The organism is Rhizobium sp. 21-4511-3d, from assembly GCF_053522545.1.
Genome location: NZ_JBNWCF010000012.1, coordinates 81623 through 100626, shown reverse-complemented (window position 1 = coordinate 100626; position 19004 = coordinate 81623). Strand labels below are relative to the sequence as shown.

At 57.3% G+C, this 19004-nt stretch carries 17 protein-coding genes; 12 read left to right on the top strand and 5 right to left on the bottom strand.

The features are described 5' to 3' along the window. Positions 1 to 64: 64 nt before the first annotated feature. From ACQZ5H_RS24090 to ACQZ5H_RS24065, 6 genes are all read left to right on the top strand, one after another. Positions 65 to 1297 carry an ABC transporter substrate-binding protein gene (locus tag ACQZ5H_RS24090; protein WP_449099160.1) on the top strand — a complete coding sequence of 411 codons (1233 nt, stop codon included), beginning with the start codon at positions 65 to 67 and terminating at the stop codon, positions 1295 to 1297. A gap of 163 nt (positions 1298 to 1460) precedes the next feature. Further along, positions 1461 to 2279, top strand: a complete 819-nt coding sequence (locus tag ACQZ5H_RS24085; RefSeq protein ID WP_449099159.1) for a carbohydrate ABC transporter permease — start codon at positions 1461 to 1463, stop codon at positions 2277 to 2279. Then, the gene (locus ACQZ5H_RS24080; RefSeq protein ID WP_112717139.1) at positions 2279 to 3130 is read left to right on the top strand and encodes a carbohydrate ABC transporter permease; all 852 of its coding nucleotides are present in this window, start codon (positions 2279 to 2281) and stop codon (positions 3128 to 3130) included. The genes ACQZ5H_RS24085 and ACQZ5H_RS24080 overlap by 1 nt, the downstream gene beginning before the upstream one ends. Next, complete coding sequence (locus ACQZ5H_RS24075; protein WP_449099158.1) at positions 3127 to 5217, top strand: alpha-galactosidase; 2091 nt, start codon at positions 3127 to 3129, stop codon at positions 5215 to 5217. Before ACQZ5H_RS24080 ends, ACQZ5H_RS24075 begins: the two co-directional genes overlap by 4 nt. After that, on the top strand, positions 5218 to 6309 hold the full coding sequence (locus tag ACQZ5H_RS24070) for an ABC transporter ATP-binding protein (RefSeq protein WP_449099157.1): 1092 nt from the start codon (positions 5218 to 5220) through the stop codon (positions 6307 to 6309). It begins immediately after the preceding gene. Further along, positions 6309 to 8279 carry a beta-galactosidase gene (locus ACQZ5H_RS24065; RefSeq protein WP_203431357.1) on the top strand — a complete coding sequence of 657 codons (1971 nt, stop codon included), beginning with the start codon at positions 6309 to 6311 and terminating at the stop codon, positions 8277 to 8279. Before ACQZ5H_RS24070 ends, ACQZ5H_RS24065 begins: the two co-directional genes overlap by 1 nt. 32 nt (positions 8280 to 8311) lie before the next feature. Here ACQZ5H_RS24065 and ACQZ5H_RS24060 read toward each other — a convergent pair whose 3' ends face one another. Then, positions 8312 to 9271 (bottom strand): LysR substrate-binding domain-containing protein, encoded by a 960-nt coding sequence (locus ACQZ5H_RS24060; protein ID WP_246777699.1) that lies wholly within the window; start codon positions 9269 to 9271, stop codon positions 8312 to 8314. Positions 9272 to 9330: 59 nt separating this feature from the next. On the opposite strand from ACQZ5H_RS24060, the gene ACQZ5H_RS24055 reads away from it, so the two are divergent. Both ACQZ5H_RS24055 and ACQZ5H_RS24050 read left to right on the top strand, forming a co-directional pair. Continuing rightward, positions 9331 to 9555: a hypothetical protein gene (locus ACQZ5H_RS24055; protein WP_148194973.1), complete on the top strand. Its 225-nt coding sequence runs from the start codon at positions 9331 to 9333 to the stop codon at positions 9553 to 9555. Between the two features lie 165 nt (positions 9556 to 9720). Next, a complete protein-coding gene (locus ACQZ5H_RS24050; protein WP_449099156.1) occupies positions 9721 to 10740 on the top strand; it encodes a TerC family protein in 1020 nt (339 codons plus the stop codon). A 489-nt stretch (positions 10741 to 11229) separates the two neighbouring features. Here ACQZ5H_RS24050 and trpB read toward each other — a convergent pair whose 3' ends face one another. The 3 genes from trpB to folE form a co-directional block, all read right to left on the bottom strand. After that, entirely contained in the window at positions 11230 to 12435 is a 1206-nt protein-coding gene (trpB, locus tag ACQZ5H_RS24045; protein ID WP_449099155.1) for a tryptophan synthase subunit beta, read from the bottom strand. A gap of 74 nt (positions 12436 to 12509) precedes the next feature. Beyond that, on the bottom strand, positions 12510 to 13835 hold the full coding sequence (locus ACQZ5H_RS24040; protein ID WP_203431356.1) for an ABC1 kinase family protein: 1326 nt from the start codon (positions 13833 to 13835) through the stop codon (positions 12510 to 12512). A 221-nt stretch (positions 13836 to 14056) separates the two neighbouring features. Next, positions 14057 to 14668: a GTP cyclohydrolase I FolE gene (gene folE / locus ACQZ5H_RS24035; protein ID WP_199628433.1), complete on the bottom strand. Its 612-nt coding sequence runs from the start codon at positions 14666 to 14668 to the stop codon at positions 14057 to 14059. Positions 14669 to 14811: 143 nt separating this feature from the next. On the opposite strand from folE, the gene ACQZ5H_RS24030 reads away from it, so the two are divergent. The 4 genes from ACQZ5H_RS24030 (at position 14812) to ACQZ5H_RS24015 (ending at position 17235) form a co-directional block, all read left to right on the top strand. Beyond that, positions 14812 to 15807, top strand: a complete 996-nt coding sequence (locus tag ACQZ5H_RS24030) for an NAD(P)/FAD-dependent oxidoreductase (protein ID WP_148195529.1) — start codon at positions 14812 to 14814, stop codon at positions 15805 to 15807. After that, positions 15804 to 16241, top strand: a complete 438-nt coding sequence (locus ACQZ5H_RS24025; protein WP_449099154.1) for a DUF3429 domain-containing protein — start codon at positions 15804 to 15806, stop codon at positions 16239 to 16241. Before ACQZ5H_RS24030 ends, ACQZ5H_RS24025 begins: the two co-directional genes overlap by 4 nt. 169 nt (positions 16242 to 16410) lie before the next feature. Beyond that, complete coding sequence (locus ACQZ5H_RS24020) at positions 16411 to 16911, top strand: fasciclin domain-containing protein (protein WP_413709037.1); 501 nt, start codon at positions 16411 to 16413, stop codon at positions 16909 to 16911. A gap of 102 nt (positions 16912 to 17013) precedes the next feature. Beyond that, positions 17014 to 17235 carry a hypothetical protein gene (locus ACQZ5H_RS24015; protein WP_130279741.1) on the top strand — a complete coding sequence of 74 codons (222 nt, stop codon included), beginning with the start codon at positions 17014 to 17016 and terminating at the stop codon, positions 17233 to 17235. A 264-nt stretch (positions 17236 to 17499) separates the two neighbouring features. Here ACQZ5H_RS24015 and ACQZ5H_RS24010 read toward each other — a convergent pair whose 3' ends face one another. Further along, positions 17500 to 18792 carry a TadE/TadG family type IV pilus assembly protein gene (locus ACQZ5H_RS24010; RefSeq protein ID WP_449099204.1) on the bottom strand — a complete coding sequence of 431 codons (1293 nt, stop codon included), beginning with the start codon at positions 18790 to 18792 and terminating at the stop codon, positions 17500 to 17502. Positions 18793 to 19004: the final 212 nt, after the last annotated feature.

Genomic DNA, 19004 nt, shown 5'->3' with positions numbered 1-19004 from the left:
TGTGGCTATGGCAAGGGCCGGAGGTACTCGGACGGCCCGCTGTATATCGGTCAGGGAGGAAGAAATGACCTTTAAGAACTATATTTATGCATTCGCGATGAGCACGGCTTTCATGGCGTCCGGCGCCTGGGCCGGCGAGCTCGTTCTCAATTCGGATCAGTCGGATCCCGCCCCGAAAAAGGCAATGGAGGAGCTGATTGCCGATTTCCAGGCCAAAAACCCCGACATCAAGGTCAAGTGGAACAACTTCGACCACGAAGGCTACAAGTCGGCGATCAGGAACTTCCTGACTGCCGATGCGCCTGATGTCGTGGCCTGGTATGCAGGTAACCGCATGGAACCGTTCGTGAAGGCCGGGCTGTTCGATGACGTGACGGACGTCTGGAAATCAAACGGCTTCGACGACCAGTTGAAGTCCGCCGCGGCGTCCATGACCATCGACGGCAAGAAGTGGGGCGTGCCTTATACCTATTACCAATGGGGCATCTACTACCGCGCCGACATCTTCAAGGACAAGGGCATCGAGCCGCCGAAGAGCTGGGATGAATTGATTGCTGCCTGCGCGAAATTGAAAGCCGATGGCATTACCCCATTCGCAATCGGGACCAAGGCGCTCTGGCCGACGGGCGGCTGGTTCGACTACCTCGATCTGCGCGTCAACGGCTACGAATTTCACATGGACCTGACCTCTGGGAAGGTCGCCTACACGGATCCAAAGGTGAAGGCGGTCTTTGACAAGTGGGCGGAGCTTGTAAAGCCGGGCTACTTCATCGAGAACCACGCAGCACTTGACTGGCAGGACGCGATCCCCCAGTTCGTTCAGGGCAAGGCCGCCATGTATCTCATGGGGAATTTTGCGGTCGCGCCGATGAAGGACGGCGGATTGAAGGAAGACCAAATCGGCTTCCTGCAATTCCCGCAGATCACTGCCGGTCTTCCGGTTTCCGAAGAGGCGCCCACCGACACCTTCCACATTCCGGCCGCAGCCAAAAACAAGAAGGACGCCAGGACGTTCCTCGCGTATCTGGGCTCTCCGGAGGCTCAGGCGAAGATGAATATCACGCTCGGACAGCTTCCGGTCAATAACAAGGCTCCAAAGCCTGAGGACAAGTTCCTGGAAGCAGGCTTCACGATGCTTTCGAGCGCGCACGCACTTGCTCAGTTCTACGATCGTGATGCGCCGGCGGACATGGCAAAAGCCGGCATGGAAGGCTTCCAGCAGTTCATGGTGAAGCCGGACAAGCTCGACGCGATCCTTGAGCGGCTCGATAAGGTTCGCGCCCGCGCCTACAAGTGAAGCAAAGCCGCTGAACCTACGCTGCCGGATGACTCTCCCCATTCCGGCAGCGCCTTTCGTTGAGGAAATAACAATGGTCGTCCGAAAAGCGACCCCAGCCGGCATGTGGTCAAAAAACCAGCGCCACTGGGCTCCAGTTTTGTTTCTTGCGCCAGGCGCGCTGATGTTTCTTGTCTATGTGATCGCACCTGTAGCGCAGTCGGTGTGGATCAGCTTTCACGACTGGGATGGCCTTGGCGCCATGACATGGATCGGCCTTGGCAACTATGTCGAACTTCTCGGTGACGATGCCTTCTACACTTCGCTCGAGAACAATCTTATCTGGCTGATCCTCTATCTCCTCGCCGTGCCTGCCGGGCTCGCAGCGGCGCTGTTCCTGAACCAGACGGTTGCGGGTATTCGCATCTACAAGTCGCTCTTCTTCTTTCCTTTCGTGATCAGCCAAGTCGTCGTTGGACTTATATTCACCTGGTTCTACGCGCCGAACTTCGGCCTGTTCTCCGCCCTGATACATTCGCTGACGGGCACCGAGGTCGCCATTCTCGCCGACGAGCGTTTCGTGACCTACGGCATCATCGCGGCCGGTCTCTGGCCGCAGATCGCCTATTGCATGATCCTCTACCTAACCGGCCTCAACAACATCAACCCCGAGCAGGTCGAGGCAGGGCGCATGGACAGTGCAAAGGGCTGGAGCCTGTTCTGGCACATCGTTCTGCCCCAGCTTCGGCCGGCGACCTTCATTGCCGTTGTCGTCACCGTTATTGGCGCGCTACGTTCGTTCGATCTCGTTTCGGTGATGACTGCCGGAGGACCGTACGGGTCCAGCCGTGTGCTTTCCTACTACATGTACGAGGAAGCTTTGTCGGAATACGGCTTCCGAATGGGCTACGGTGCGGCGATCGCCGTCGTCCTGTTCGTGATCATGATGGTCTTCATCACCTTCTTCCTCGTTCGCATGATCCGGCAGGAAAGGAACGCGTGATGTTTCCGACACCAGTTCAAAAAGCGTCGCCCTGGATTTCATGGGCCTATCAGATCCTCTTGCCGATACTGCTGGTCATTTGGCTTCTTCCTCTTATCGGGGTCGCACTCACCTCGATCCGCCCATCCGGTGATCTCGCTGCTGGCAACTATTTCGGCATGCCTTCCGGCTTCGCCGGCGTCGAGAACTACACCTCAGTCTTCCGGGATTCTCCGATCGGCTGGTATATCCTTAATTCGTTCAAAATCACCGTTCCAACCGTGATTGGCGCAGTCGGACTGTCGTGCCTATGTGGGTTCGCGCTTGCGGTCTATCGCTTCCGCGGAAGCCTCTTCCTGTTCTTCGTCTTCGTTGCCGGCAACTTTATTCCGTTCCAGATCCTCATGGTTCCAGTCCGCGATCTTACTCTTAAGATGGGTCTTTATGACACCGTGACCGGCCTGGTCCTTTTCCACGTCGCTTTCCAGACGGGTTTCTGCACTTTGTTCATGAGAAACTTCATCAAGGGTCTGCCCTTCGCGCTCATCGAGGCGGCGAGAGTTGAAGGCGTCTCCGAATGGAAGATATTCCGGCACATCGTTCTTCCCCTGATGCGACCGGCCATCGCAGCGCTCTCGGTTCTTATCTTCACCTTCGTCTGGAACGACTATTTCTGGGCAACTGTCCTCGTGCAGGGTCAGGCAGCCATGCCGGTCACGGCCGGACTGAACTCTCTGAACGGTCAGTGGGTCGCTGCCTGGCACCTGGTTTCTGCCGGTTCGATCGTGGCGGCGATGCCCCCGGTCCTGATGTTCTTTTTCATGCAACGGCACTTCATCGCCGGGCTTACTCTTGGAGCAACCAAAGGATGACTGAGATCGTCACAATGACGAGCGGCCCGCTTTCCCTCGTAATTGGTCTACCCACAGCAGGGATGCCGGAAATCATTTCCTTTGGGTTGAAAGCTGCGACGGGCCGGATTTGGCGCGACGATATGCGGTCGAGCCGGGTCAACGGCATGGATGAGGCCGGGCCTTCGGCGGTCCTTCTACCGACAGGAGGCCTCGGTTATTTCGGTTGGCCTGCCATTTCAGGCCATCGTGACGGACGAGACTTCGTTCTACAGTTCCGGGATTGGAAGGCCAGGCACGACGGATCGACGACTACTCTGCACGCCGTAGATCCGGTGGCGGCGATCGAGATCGCAATCAACATCTGTATGAGTAACTCTGGTGTCCTGTCCATGTCGACCTTCCTCACGAACCGCGGCGCAGAATACACGGTGGATCGCTGCATGGCCGCGAGCTTTCTTGTTCCGCAGGGGGAGGCTACGCTGAATTACTTCACGGGCATGTGGGGACGCGAGTTCCAATCGAGGTCGTGTCGCGTCGATCACTCGCTCTGGCTACAGGAAAACAGACGCGGGCGAACGTCCCACGACAAGCCTCCACTTATCTCGGTAGAGGTAGGAACGCAAAACCTCTTGTTCCATCTTGGATGGAGTGGCAATCACGTGATCGCCGTGGATGTTCTCGACGACGGCCGGCGTCTTGTCCACCTTGGCGAGCTTTTCGAGCCGGGCGAGATCAGGCTTAAGAGGGGCGCGACCTATAGCAGCCCAGTCGCGTACGCTTGCAGCGACGACGCCTGCTTCCATGCGTTCGTCCGTGATGAGCTATTGCTCTGGCCCAAGGGGATAATGAAGCCTCGTCCGGTCATGTTGAACACTTGGGAGGGGAACTACTTCGATCACCGTCTGGATTCGCTCAAAGCGCAGGCAGACGCTGCGGCGGCACTCGGGATTGAGCGTTTCGTGCTCGACGACGGCTGGTTTGGCAAGCGGGACGACGACACGACAAGCCTCGGCGACTGGACTGTCGACAGCCGCAAGTATCCCGATGGCCTGACGCCGCTTGTCGATCATGTCATTGGACTGGGGATGGAATTCGGCATCTGGTTCGAACCTGAAATGGTGAGTCCTCAATCCGACCTGTTCAGGGCTCATCCCGAATGGGTTCTTCAGGTTGACGGTCGCCCATTGCTCCTCTCCAGGAACCAGTTGGTTCTCGACCTCAGTAGGCCGGAGGTCGGCGAATACCTTTACGGGGCGATTTCGGCTTTGCTTTCGAAGCACGCCATATCATACGTGAAATGGGACATGAATCGCGACTTGACCCATGTGGGCGGCCGCGACGGCACGGCGCGAACCTCTGCGCAGACGCAAGCGGTGTATACTCTGATGCACCGCATTAGGTCGGCTTTCCCGCATGTGGAGATCGAATCCTGCGCTTCGGGAGGCGGACGGATAGACTTCGGCGTCCTTCGTTACACGCACCGGGTCTGGACATCGGACTGCACTGACGCGCTAGAGCGGTTGGAGATTCAACGCGGTGCGTCGTCTTTGCTACCGCCCGAGATCCTGGGGGCGCATATCGCAGCCTCGCCGAACCACCAGACGGCTCGTCGTTTGTCGCTTTCCTTCAGAGCGATCGTCGCGCTCGCCTACCATCTGGGCGTCGAATTGGATCCGGTCGCTCTCTCCGAGGACGACAGGGTCGAATTGTCGCGCTGGATCAAACTGCACAAGGACTTGCGGCCGCTGCTTCATGCTCCGGACGCACAGTTCCGGATGGCGCCTGAAGATGGCCGCTACGTCTGGGGGGCAGCGGACAACGACCGCATGGCAGTGTTCGTCGCGCAGGGGCCGCAGATGGTCGCAGAGCAGCCTCCGCCGCTGAGGGTGCCGGCGCCTCAACATGACGACCGCTCGTGGAGGGTCAAGGCGATCCACCCTGCAGAACCCGATTTCATCCGAGTGTCGGACATGCAGCGTCGTTTATTGAGGGGCGAGCTTTCGTTCTCGATCCCGGACCTCACCGAGCTGGGACTGCCGCTGCCAATGCTGAGACCGGAGAGCGGCTTGATCCTTGAACTTGAACCCGTAGCAGGAGTGCATTGAATGGGTGCTGTGACGCTGGAAGGCGTGACCAAAAGCTTTGGCTCAGCCGCAGTGATCAAAGGTGTCGACCTTGATATAGCGGACGGAGAGTTTTGCGTTTTTGTCGGACCGTCCGGTTGCGGGAAATCCACGCTCCTGCGCATGATCGCCGGTCTTGAAGACATTTCGTCGGGCAAGCTCGCGATCGACGGCAAGGACATGACACGGGTCGGTACGGCGCAGCGCGGCGTCGCGATGGTCTTTCAGTCCTATGCGCTCTATCCTCACATGACCGTCGCAGAAAATATCGGATTCGGCTTGAAGATGACCGGCCATCCGAAGGCGATGATCACCGAGCGGATACGGCAGGCCGCTGTAATGCTGCAGCTTGAGGCTCTACTCGATCGAAAGCCCTCGCAACTTTCGGGAGGCCAGCGCCAGCGCGTCGCCATTGGTCGTGCGATCGTCCGTAATCCGGAAGTTTTTCTGTTTGACGAACCCCTGTCGAATCTCGACGCCTCGCTGCGTGTTCAGATGCGCACCGAAATCAGCAAGCTGCATCAGGACTTGAAATCCACCATGATCTACGTGACGCACGATCAGGTGGAGGCCATGACGATGGCCGATAAAATCGTTGTGCTTCAGGCTGGCCTGGTCGAGCAAGTCGGGACACCTATGGAACTCTATCACCGTCCCAAGAACATGTTTGTGGCGGGCTTTATCGGCTCCCCGAAAATGAACTTTCTCAAGGCGGTGGCATCGGCGATAGATGGCGGCATACGAGTGACGCTGCCTGGCGGAGCGTCGATCGATGTCGCGGGAAGCGGTGCGGTGCGCTCGGGTCAAGAAGTTACTTTGGGCATCAGGCCGGAACATCTGGAAAGCCAGGAAGGCGACGTGCTGCTCGACGGAACGGTAAGGCTCGCCGAACGGCTGGGATCGGAGACGATGCTTCACATAACGCTTACAGAAAACAGCGGGATAACCGCCAAGGCTGATGGCCTTTCTACAGCACGACCGGGCGACAAAATCGCCGTTGCCATTCCCGCCCGGGCTTGTCACGTCTTCGACGCTAATGGTGTCGCAGTTATCAATGGGGATCTGACGCGCTGATGCTTGGTGTTTGCTATTATCCGGAACACTGGCATGAAAGCCGGTGGAAAGCTGATGCCGAGCGTATGCGGCAGATCGGCATATCATTCGTCAGGATCGGTGAGTTTGCCTGGTCAAGACTGGAGCCCAGGCGTGGCGATTTCCAGTTTAATTGGCTTGATCGTGCGATAGACGTCCTGCATGCCGCAGACCTCAAAATCGTCCTGGGCACACCGACTGCGACGCCGCCTAAATGGCTTATGGACGACCATCCGTCCATAGCACCTGTCGACGAGCATGGTCGAACCCGCGGCTTCGGCTCGCGGCGACACTACACGTTTTCATCAGACGTCTGGTGGGCGCAATCGCGTCGCATCGTAGAGGCCGTCAGCAAACGGTACGGTGAACATCCAGGCGTCGTCGGCTGGCAGACAGACAATGAATACGGCTGCCACGATACGACCCTTTCCTGGGGGGCAGAGGACCTCATTGCCTTCAAGCGCTGGCTGCGATTGCGCTACCAATCGACGGATCAGTTGAACGAGGCCTGGGGCTCGGTATTCTGGTCCATGGAGGTCAACTCATTCGAAGAGGTCTGTCTCCCAAACATGACCGTAACCGAGGCGAACCCGGCGGCAAGGCTCGACTTCTGGCGATTCCATTCCGATCAGGTTGCCGCCTATGACAAAATGCAGTGCGAAATCATTCGACGTAACTCGCCTGGCCGCTGGATCACGCACAACTTCATGGGCTTCGTAAACGACTTCGATCACTGGCAGGTTGCGGAAAATCTCGATCTGGCGTCCTGGGATAGCTATCCCATCGGCTTCGTGGAGAAGTTTCCCTTCAACGAGACGGAGAGAGACCGTTGGGCTGAGACCTCTCATCCTGACATTGCCGCGTTTCATCATGATCTTTATCGGGGCGTGGGCAAAGGCCGCTTCTGGGTCATGGAGCAGCAACCGGGTCCCGTCAACTGGGCGCCCTGGAACCCGGTGCCCAAGCCAGGCATGGTCCGCCTCTGGACGTGGGAAGCGCTAGCCCACGGCGCTGAAGTCGTCAGCTACTTTCGCTGGCGGCAGGCGCCTTTCGCTCAAGAGCAGATGCATGCCGGCCTCAATCTGGCTGGGCTCGACGAACTCTCTGTCGGCGGAGAAGAGGCAAAAATCGTAGGGCGCGAGCTGCAAGAGATCGGCGCTCTGCCGCAAACAGGGCAGGCTTCCGTCGCTCTCGTCTATGACTATGAGACATACTGGGCCACCATGATCCAGCCGCAGGGCAAAGATTTCAGGTACGACGAACTTGCCTTCCGCTGGTACGAGGGCGTTCGGCGTCTGGGGCTTGACGTCGATTTCGTGAGGCCAGGCGCCTCTCTCGAGGGCTATGCCGTTGTACTCGTACCATGCCTCATGCACGTATCTGACGAGGCATACCGGGCGCTTTTGCGAGCGACGGGCAAGGTGTTATACGGCCCCCGTACAGGTTCGCGCGACCGCAATTTCAAAATTCCTCAAAACCTCGCGCCCGGTCCGCTCGCCGATCTGACCGGGGTCCGGGTCACGCAAGTCGGCTCGATGCGCCCCGGTCTCTCCCGCTCCATCGATGGGCGGGTTTCCGGGCTTGGAACCAGGTGGGAGGAGCATCTTCAGACAGGGGCCAATGTGCTCGCACGCTTCGATGATGGAAGGCCTGCGCTGACGCAGAACAACAATCACTTCTACCTTTCTGTTTGGGCCAGCGAAAATCTTCTGCGATCGACACTCACGCAATTGTGCGACGAGGCTGGATTGAAGCCTCAGGCCCTACCTGAGCATGTGCGCATGCGGCGCATCGGAAATATCCAATTTGCATTCAATTACGGGCCGCAGCCACACCTTTTGGATCATGAATTTGAGTTTATCATTGGCGCAAGTAAGATCGAGGGTGGCGACCTGGCGGCGTGGCGGACACCAGATGATACATCGCAGACCGCATCGCAATCGAGGCCGTGACAGCACTGTTCAGTTTTTCCTCTCACTGAGGCTCAGGCCTCAAGCAGCCCGAGCGCTCGCGCAGCATTCTTCCCATGCCGTGCGAGCGCCTCGAAGTGGCTTTTTCGGCCGCTGCCATCACGGAAGTAGAACCCGATGGTCCGCGTCTCCTGCCAGTCTACGAATGGGAGCAGCAGAACGTCTTCAGATTGACGAAACTCTGATCGAGCGTAGAGCTCGGGAAAGAGCGAGCAGCCCATGCCGATCGACATCATGTGCCGAATAGCGTCAAGGCTCGTTCCCTCATAGTCGTCGACGATTTGGGCGCCGGAGGCGTCAGCAAGATGTCTGACATTTTCGAAAAGCCTGTTACCGCTGCCCAGAGCGAGCAATGTCTCTCCTCGAAGGTCCGCCACCCGGGCGACCCGCGCCCCCGCAAGCCGATGCTCCCGGGGTATTCCCAGATAAAGCTTTTCCCGCCCGATCGGAATGAATGTCAGCGTGTTGTCGGTCAGAGCCGGTCCTATCCCGCAATCGAGGATACCCTCGACCACCGCGCTCTCGATCGCTGCCGGGCGATCCTCCGTGATGTATATCCTGAGCTCCGGAAATTCCGCATGGATCGTGGGAAGAAAGGTCGGCAAAAAATAAGGACCAAAGCTCGGGGAGGTTCCAAGCTTGATCAGACCCCCGAGGGTTTTGGCGCTTTGGCCAACGGCGTCAAGGAGATCGTTGATTGCGGCGAGGGTGATACGGGCGCCATGCACGAATTGTTCACCGGTTTTCGTCGTGATTACGCCGCTGGATGTCCGCTCGAATAGCTGGATCCCCAGGCCGTCTTCCACCGCGCTCACCTGTACCGAGAGCGTCGGCTGGGAAACATGACACCGACGCGCAGCCGCACCGAAATGCCGAGCTTCAGCTACCGCAATCACATATTCCAACTGGCGAAAGGACGGACGAAAAGGCATTGCGCGATAGAAGCATGCTATCGCAATGATTACAACAATCAATTGGCGCTATCATGAACTGCTCTCCACCTCTGTCCTGAAAAAAGTGTCAGGAGGCGAAGATGAACGATAACGTTACATTCCACGACAACAGCCCGTCGCGCCGGGAGGCTCAGCGCAAGCTCATCTCAACTGGGATCCAGCGTTCGAACGGGAAGAGGTCGCGCGTGCGCAAGCGTGACCGTGTCGACTATATCGAGCGGCGCAACCGAGATGGACATTCAGTGACCGTTCCGGTCGTCCGCCGCCGCAGCATGTCCCGAGTTCTTCTGCTCGAGGATATGTAACGGACCGGCGACCTGGTCAGAAACGCGTTAGCGCTGGGCGTGAACCGAGTTGAGACGGCTCGCTAAACCAAGTCGCCAAACAGACGTGCCTTATCCGGCACATCCCCACGAGCCCTGCAGTCCGGGCCCCTCTGGCGAGAGAAGCCGGTCCTCTCGCGATGTCGGATGTCGTATTCAGTATCGAACGACCGGTCGGAGAGAAATGTGGATTACGGCTTCCTTCTTGTCGATTGGCTCGGCAAGCCACTTTGGATGTGGCTGACGTTCCTATCTATTGTCTTGGCGCTTCTCGTATTCGACTTGGGCGTTCTGCATCGCCACGACCGGGAGATTTCGGTACGCGAAAGCTTTATCCTGTCGTCGATGTATATCGGGCTGGGACTCACTTTTGGAGGGTGGGTCTGGTGGCAGCTCGGCGCCGAACCGGGGATCAATTATCTGACTGGCTTCGTCGTCGAAAAGACGCTGGCGCTCGACAACGTGTTCGTTATCGCCTTGATTTTTTCATTTTTCGCCGTCCCCCGGATCTATCAGCATCGAGTGCTCTTCTGGGGCGTCCTCGGCGTTATAGTCCTTCGCGCGATCATGATCGGCCTCGGTGCGACGCTTGTATCGCAATTTTCCTGGCTACTCTATGCATTCGCGGCTTTTTTGATCGTCACTGGCGTCAAGATGCTGTGGGTGGGCGATAGTCTACCCGAGATGGGCGACAACCCGGTGGTCAAGCTCCTTCGTCGCCGCTTTAACGTCACAGATGAGCACCATGGCCAAAACTTCTTTGTCAGAAAGCCCGATCCGAAAACGGGCAGGCTGGTCTGGTTCATGACGCCACTATTCATGGCGCTCGTCATGGTGGAACTGGCCGACATAATTTTTGCGGTCGACTCGGTGCCGGCGATCTTCGCGATCACGACAGATCCGTTTATCGTCTACACGTCGAATATATTTGCCATTCTCGGCCTTCGCGCCCTGTACTTCGCGCTGGCTGCCATGATCCATCGGTTCAAGTACCTCAAGCCGGCTCTTGCGATCGTGTTGATATTCATCGGGTCGAAGGTCTTCGTGGCCGATCTGCTCGGTCTGGAAAAATTTCCCGCAGCAGTATCGCTTGGGATCACGTTCCTGATCATCGGAACAGGCATCGTCTGGAGCTTGCTGCGGACGAAGACCGCGCACAGGACATAGCCGAACCCGACGGAGCAGCTATAGTTTTGTATACGCGCCGGGAGGTGTCCGGCGCGGTCGTCCGCAAATCGCCTGGGCTGACGCAGGACGAATACGTCTGGCACTGCCCACGGGGCGTCGAGGTCCTCTCCGGCTGTAGTCTGCTATATCGACAGAAGAGACAACGCTTTCGCAAGGGGCCTGGTGGCCCACGCCTTTATTCTGCTGGAAGAATGAGAATCAAGCTGGCGGTCGCCCCTCAGTCAGCATGGCACCGCCATCTGCACTTGCACTTGCGGCGCCAGGACCGTTGCTATTCCGGTCCCGCCAACGTTTGATCGGAGAAGCGTGCTTGCTGACCGCATCATGTGATTGCCGGATAGACGTTGCGAGGGTCGATTAAAAAACTCAACCTTGCCAGTCCGGACTGCCGGCCAAGGACGGAAGAGTTTTTGCAGTCCCAATATGAGGTTTCGGGACGGGGCAGATCGTTCTTACCATCGATAGCTGCTATTCCAGCTTCAGAAGGCCCGACACAGTAAAAATATCCTTATCGCCGCGGCCGCAAAGGTTGACGATTATGATCTCGTCGCGCTCCATGCGCGGCGCGATCTTCATCACCTCTGCAATTGCGTGCGAAGGCTCCAGGGCCGGAATGATCCCCTCGATCGTAGACAGGAATTGAAAGGCATTCAAAGCCTCAGCGTCTGTCGCGGAGCTGTAGAAAACGCGCCCTGTGTCTTTCAGCCACGAGTGCTCTGGGCCGACCCCGGGGTAGTCCAGCCCAGCGGAGATCGAGTGTCCTTCATTTATTTGACCCTCTTCGTCCTGCAAGAGGTAAGTGCGGTTGCCATGCAAAACTCCAGGACTTCCCCGTGTCAGTGAGGCGCAGTGTTGCGACGTGTCCAAACCTTTTCCGGCGGGCTCGACGCCAAGCATCGCCACATCGCGGTCGGCTAGGAAGGGATGGAACAAGCCGATGGCATTGGAGCCACCACCGACAGCGGCCACCAATAGATCGGGAAGCCGTTTTTCAAGTTCTACGATCTGCTCGCGTGCCTCCCGCCCGATGACGGATTGCAAGGTTCGGACCATCTCTGGATAGGGATGGGGACCGGCGGCTGTGCCGATGAGATAGTAGGTGTCATCGATGTTTGAGACCCAGTCGCGGAGCGCCTCGTTCATAGCGTCCTTCAGGGTCCCGTTTCCAGAGCGGACCGGGCGTACATCGGCTCCCAGCAGCTTCATCCGAAACACATTGGGAGCCTGCCGTTCGACATCAGTTTCGCCCATGTAGATCACGCATTCGAGACCGAACCGCGCGGCCATCGTCGCAGTGGCCACGCCATGCTGGCCTGCACCGGTCTCCGCAATGATCCTGGTCTTGCCCATGCGTTGGGCAACCAGGATCTGGCCGAGACAGTTGTTGATTTTGTGCGAACCGGTGTGGTTCAACTCGTCTCGCTTCAGATAGATACGAGGCCCTCCCAGTCGGCCTGTCAGTCTTTCCGCATAGTAGAGTGGGCTCGGTCTTCCAGCATAATGTCGAGACAACATGTCGAGCTGTTGCCAGAATGATGCATCTGTTTTCGCTTTCTGCCACTCTTCGCTCAGGGCGATCAGGAGGGGCATCAGCGTTTCGGGCACAAAGCGTCCCCCGAATCTTCCAAAAAATCCGTCATCATCCGGTAGCGCGTTGTGTGTGAGCATTTGCATCATGATCTCCTTGATGCTCTTACGCCACTGGCTGCATTTGGATGGTGCCGACTGACTGTTTTATGCTTTAGATCTCAGCCATTCATCGGATTGTAGCGGTCAAGCATCACCTCGAGTGGCACTTTGGCCTGCAGGGTTACCGCCAGCAGAACCGTGCCGCTTATCTTGCGCTGTACGAACAGCTTGTCTGGTGGCGGCACGCGCCACGTATTTCGATCTGCAATGATCGGTTCCGCCTTTTCCCGAATGGCTTTGACGAAGGCTCGATCTGAAAAATCGAACTGGTAACGGTCGTGTCTTGCCAATTGCCGAAGGACGATATCGATTATTTCATTGAGCGCGGCGCTGTGGTTCGCAATCTGCGCAGAAGAAACAAACTCCATGGTCAACAGGGCCTGTCGGATTTTGGTGCGATCGCGAGCAAGGCCGGCACCAAGCAAAGCCTGGTATTGCTCGGCGGTATCAGGTGCAAGCTGCCGCGTTGCGCCAAAGTCGAGTAGGACAATCTTGCCTGTATTGGCCTGAAACCGATAGTTGGCGAAATTGGGATCAGTCTGCATGAGTTTGAACTCGAACAGTTCCTTAAGAACAAGATCAAGAAGCGCAGTTACAGCGAGATTGCGGTGTTGCTGCGGGGCATCGGTCAAGGTCTCGATCTTTGAACCGGCCATGTAGTCCATCGGCAAGACAGTCTCATGAAGCAGGTCATCGACCGGAGCCGGTACCAGAAATCGTGGGTCGTCTTCGAGCAGCGCCCTGTAGTGTTTCATCTGCTCCGCCTCGCGCAAATAATTGGCCTCCTCCCGCAGCTGACGTTTTGCCTCCGCGAGCAGGGGGCCGAGATCCAGATTTGCCGGAACAAGGCCGGACATGCGCAGGATCGCAGCAACGTTATCAATATCGGAATCGATACTCTTAGCGACGCCGGGATACTGAACCTTGACAGCGAGCTCGCGACCTGTCGCAAGCCGGGCGCGGTGAACCTGACCGATCGAGGCAGCCGCGATCGGGGCCATATCGAAGCGAGCAAACCTGGATCGCCAGTTGCTTCCCCAGGCATTCCTGAGCACGCCCTCGAGTTGACGCAGCGGCATCGTGTGAGCATTTTCACGAAGTTGAGCAAGGATTGCGGTAAGTCCCCGGGGCAGGATGTCGCCGGGGTCAAGCGACAACATCTGGCCTAGCTTCATTGCTGCACCTCGCAGTCGCGATAGTTGCTCTGCTGCACGCAAGGCGTTTGATGGTGTCAGAACAAGGTCTGAAAGATGCGGCCGTTCACCCCGCGCCAGACGCCCCAGCCCCTCTCCCACAGCTCCGGCGGCAACGCCGCCGGCGAGCTTTCCCAAAGCAGCAAGTCGGCTAAGACGGCTTTGAGGTACCGGGCGAGTTCGGTCGGTCATTGGACGATCCTTTGCAAGGCGACGTTCGAAACATGAGCCGGTTGGAGGCCACAGGTTTCGCAACGCGGCCCGCATGCCGGTGGTGAGGCCGGTGAGGTGCAGGAGTGCCATAAAACCGTCAAATGCACCGGCATCCTGATCACGATTTCCAGCTGCGCTCCGCTTGGAGCAGGGCTAGTCGCTGCGCATGCTGCAATGTTACGTGCGCCCCAAGACCCCCTCTATCGCTGGCGCGCCAGCTGCATGAAGCGCGCCTGATCTGACGCAAACATTTGGAACTGGCCGGTGAAGAACGTGGTTATGGTCCTGGCGCCGTTTTTCTGGATCCCGCGCATTGCCATGCACATGTGCTCAGCTTCAAGCATCACGGCGACACCTTTGGGTCTTAAGCTCTCGTCCAGGGCTTGCGCAATCTGAGCCGTCATCGTCTCCTGCGTCTGAAGCCTGCGGGCGTAGAGATCGACCAGCCTTGCAATTTTTGACAGTCCAAGAACTCCATGATCGGGAATATAAGCAACATGGGCAACCCCATGAAACGGGACCATATGGTGCTCGCAGTGCGAATGAAACTCTATATCCCTGACGAGGACCATGTCACTGTACCCACCGACCTCTGAGAATGTCTTGGCCAGAATGTCTTCAGGTTCAACATCGTACCCCGAGAAGAGCTCGCGATAAGCCTTTGCCACGCGTCTTGGTGTTTCCATTAGCCCTTCGCGTGACGGATCATCGCCAGCCCAACGGATCAACGTACGCACGGCCGCTTCTACTTCCAATTGGGTCGGCCGTTCCGGATCTGGCGTAAGCTCGCTTTTGGTCACCACCGCGTCCATTTCACTTTCTCCTCAATCTGTCAGGCTGGTGTTACGCTGACCAAGCACAGGTGGATCAAACAGGCGTTGAGCTGAACAGTGGTTTCTGATCTGTTTCGGCGCAGAACCGTACAGTGAACCGTCATTGATCACGGCGAACGAATATGGTCGCGATGCAACGCGTTGGTATTATTGGTGCGGGAATGGCCGGTCTTGCTGCTGCCCGATCGCTGTCGAAGTCCGCGAACGTAACGGTTTTCGAAAAGGAAAGAGGCGTCGGCGGCCGGATGGCGACACGTCGGGTCGATAACAGCTCGTTCGACTATGGCGCACAGTATTTCACAGTGCGTGATGCAAGTTTTTCCAGGCAGGTGAAGGCAGCTTGTGAGGCCGGCCTGGTCGCTGTTTGGACCTGCGCTCCCATGACCTTACCGGACAATGGTTTACCGAAGACGGCTGCCTTGGACCCCACACGGTACGTCGCTATTCCAGAGATGGACGCTCTCGCAAAATCAATGTCGGTCGGTCTTGATCTCCGGCTGCATACGTCTGCGGGCAAAATTACAGGCAAACCCGGTAGCTGGTATGTCAACGCTGGTCATGCCTCGCATGGGCCATTTGATTGGGTGGTCGTAGCAGCGCCTGCCCGACAGGCGGCCATGCTGATGCCTGAGCTGTTCTCGCACCATCGAACATTGACGGGGGTCACAATGAGTGGCTGTTTCACGTTGATGATGAGAATGCTGGACGATGCCAGATTGCCATTCAAGGCTGCCTGGCTGTCGGATCCTGTCATCGGCTGGATCGCTCGTAATCACACTAAGCCAGGTCGCGCATCGTCCCCGACCCTGGTCGTCAACGCAACGGCGTCATGGGCGGACGCCAACATCGATGTATCGCTCGATATCGTGCGCCGGACGATGGTTGAGGCTTTAAAGCGTCATATGCCCCTGAAGCCGGCCGAAACTCGAACAGTTGTCATTCACCGCTGGCGCGATGCCGACGTCATAGAGGCTGCCGGCCAGCCTTTTCTCCTCGATGAAGGCAATCAGCTTGGCGCTTGTGGCGACTGGTGTATTGGAGGTCGTGTCGAGGCAGCATTCATGAGCGGCTCGAAGCTTGCGGATGCCATCCTCGCAGCGATTGGAGAACAGGAATGAAAGCGACGGTACGCGGCGTTTCGACGGTCCTCACCTATCTGGGTGCGCTGCCATTCTGGTTGCTCGTACTGCCAGTAATCCTTCAAGTCGGCGCGGCCTCGCAACTTTTTGCTGCTTACGGGTCCATTATTGCAGCGTTCATGGCCGGAGCGTTGTGGGGCGGCGCGCAGGCTTCGGCGTCTGGTCTCGGTATCATTGTGCTGAGTAACCTGTTGGCGTTGGCTTCCTTTGCAAGCGTTTTGATCGGATCACCCGCGCTCGGTCTTTCGATCCAGATGGCGCTCTACCTCGTGCTTCTCGCTTGCGATTTCTCGCTTTTGTCTGATCGTGCAGATCTCCGCTGGTATCTACGGCTGCGCTCAAGAGTCACGGCACTCGTTGTTCTGTCCTATGTTGTCGTGCTGATACACGCGGGTTTCAACATATCGAGGTGATCGCATCGCTTTATGTGGCGACCGGGACGCGTCTTGAAAAAAATCAAACCGAAATCGTGAGGATGCGTAGACAGGCGACCGGGCAAGAGACCGGCAACGAGAGGAGACCATCATGAACAGGCTTTTGGTAACTTCGGCTGTCGCACTATCAATCGGTTTGGCGGGAGTTATGGGTGCTAACGCTGCCAATCCTAAAGTCGGCGGTGCGGCGATGTATGAAGACAAGAATATCGTCCAGAACGCTTCCAATTCGAAAGACCACACGACCCTGGTCGCTGCGGTCAAAGCGGCCGGGCTGGTAAAGACGCTGGAAGGGAAGGGGCCCTTCACGGTGTTCGCGCCGACCAACGAAGCTTTCGACGCCCTTCCGAAGGGTACTGTCGAGACGCTGTTGAAGCCCGAAAACAAGGAAAAGCTGGCAAAGGTCCTCACTTGTCATGTGGTTGCTGCCGAAGCAATGGCAAGCACGGTCGCGAAGATGATCAAGGACGATGGCGGCGAGCATGACATCAAGACGGTCGGAGGTTGTGTGATCAAGGCCAAGGAAAACATGGGAAAGATCACCCTCACCGATGAGACCGGTGGCACTGCGACCGTGACCATCGCAGACGTGAAACAGTCAAATGGCGTCATCCACGTTATTGATAAAGTTCTGCTTCCGAAATCCTGATGTGAATTGCCGGGCTGCGTGTCGCAGCCCGGCTACCGTCCCTGTCGATGTCCGCGACGGTCTGCAAACGGCCGCCTTATGCCCGAGGAGAAGGGATTGCTCATGGGAGATGGCGACGATCGCAACCGGACCAATCATTGGATAATGTACGGCCTGCCGGCCGCCACCGTTGTCGCAATTTTGGTGTTCCTGGGAGGGACAGTGTTTCTGGGAGCCGATGACGAGACGTCAGTTTCGAGCGACGGGTTGTGGCAGCTGGCATCGCTCTCCTTGATGCCGATTGTCGTTTTTACCTTCTGGCTACTCGGCCGACACCGGCTTTGAGCGCCAAACTCGAAGGCGGCTTACGATCTCGGCTACACCCGGCAAAAGTTCGATCGCATACTCAAGAACACGGTCGGGCTTCATCGTCGATAGCAGGGAAGGTCTAAAGGTTCTTCCTATGCCCAAGCCTCGAAATACGCGCCACTAACAGTCGTGCTGTCTCTCGTGACCTTGGCGACTGACATGCGCACTACAAGGCGCCTTTGATCGAGCAAGCTGCACGGCAAAGCCGACTTAAGGGGATCGACCATCAGACCGCAATCACTAGGACGTTAAGCGCGGCTGCCTGATAACCCTGAGGAACAAAGCTTTCATTGCATCCGCGATGCCGTCGGTCGGTGTCACTTCGAAATAGAGGCCAGGGGACGCACATTCCGCCATTTTAGCAGGAATCTGGCTCTGGAACGGCGAGATCCAGGTATTGTACCAACTGTTCTTCGGAAGCGGTAAATAGGTCGTGTAGAGGACAGCAATCTTGACGCCGCGCGCTTTTAAAGGAGCGCAGAAACTCGTGTCGATCGGCTCCTGGCAGCGACCGCCGGTGGTTTTCTTGGTACAAGTGGATGGCTTGTAGCTGTCGCCGACGCCGTCCGCCACGAAGAACAGGATCTTCTGCGGGTCAGCGGACGTGTTGCCGCTGCCCGGCGTGGTGATGATGGTGTTCATCTGCGTCAGAGCACTGTCAAAGCTTGTTGTCTGATCACTGTTGTATCCCTGACTTGGAATGGTCATGAGATCGACGGCATCTGTGTATGATCGAACTTGATCCAGATCGTAGGTGGGATCTGAAATGGTGGTGAGCTTCGCATCCTCGGCCTTGGTGCCAAAGGTGTAAACTCCCATTCTGAACTGGTTGCTCGTGACGCGCGTGCTCTTTGCCGTCGTCGTTAACTGCTGGGTCGCCTGGCGGACCGTGTCGATACGCATGGTCACTCCGAGCGACTTTGCCAGATTGTAGTAGCTCTTGTTGCCGCTTGCGATATCGTGGCAGGCAAAGGCGCAACTGTCGGATGTGTTGGCTTGCATCTTGGTGACATCAGCTGCCGTAGCGCCGACACCCATTGAAGGTGTGTTGTCGATGAGGATATAGAAATCCATGAAGGACGCGGTTTGATATTCGGCGCTGGCGGTACCCGACACCTCAATACTGGTTTTACCAAATATCGCCATGAAGGTCGTCGGGATTGATGTCTTGAAGGCGATGTTGGAGGTGACCTTGTTCAAGTTGCGCGTTACTGTCACTGACAGGTCGATCGGTAGCGACGCGGCTTCTCCCGACATCTGTCCCGTGAACAGTTTGCGCGCTTCACTCTCGCCGACAGATATGGAGCCGTCAGCCGGCATTGCCATGGCCTGAGTAACGGCCGAAGACTTTTCCGCGACTGCCCCGACCGCTGCAGCGTCGGCAGCGTCAAAGAGTTGGGTGCGAATCTCCAGCGCGTGCGAAAAATCGATAACCATGCCGGCGGCCCCGACCAGGGGCGTGATCAGGATTGCCGTCAATAACCCGAAATTTCCCGAACGGCATGCGAAGATGCGCCTAACTGTCTTTATCATGCACAAAGGTACCAAAGAGGACATGTGCGACTTCTAGCACCCTGCCTTTAAGGTCCCGCTAACCGGCTTGGTAAAGCAATTTCAAATGCTTACATCTCATACGCGAAAGCCGGAGGCGTCGCAGCCCGCGATGGTCGTGTGGCCGCCGTTACGCGGCAGACCCACAAGCACATGTCGACACGATATCATGCGCGCCAAAGCGTTCTGGAACG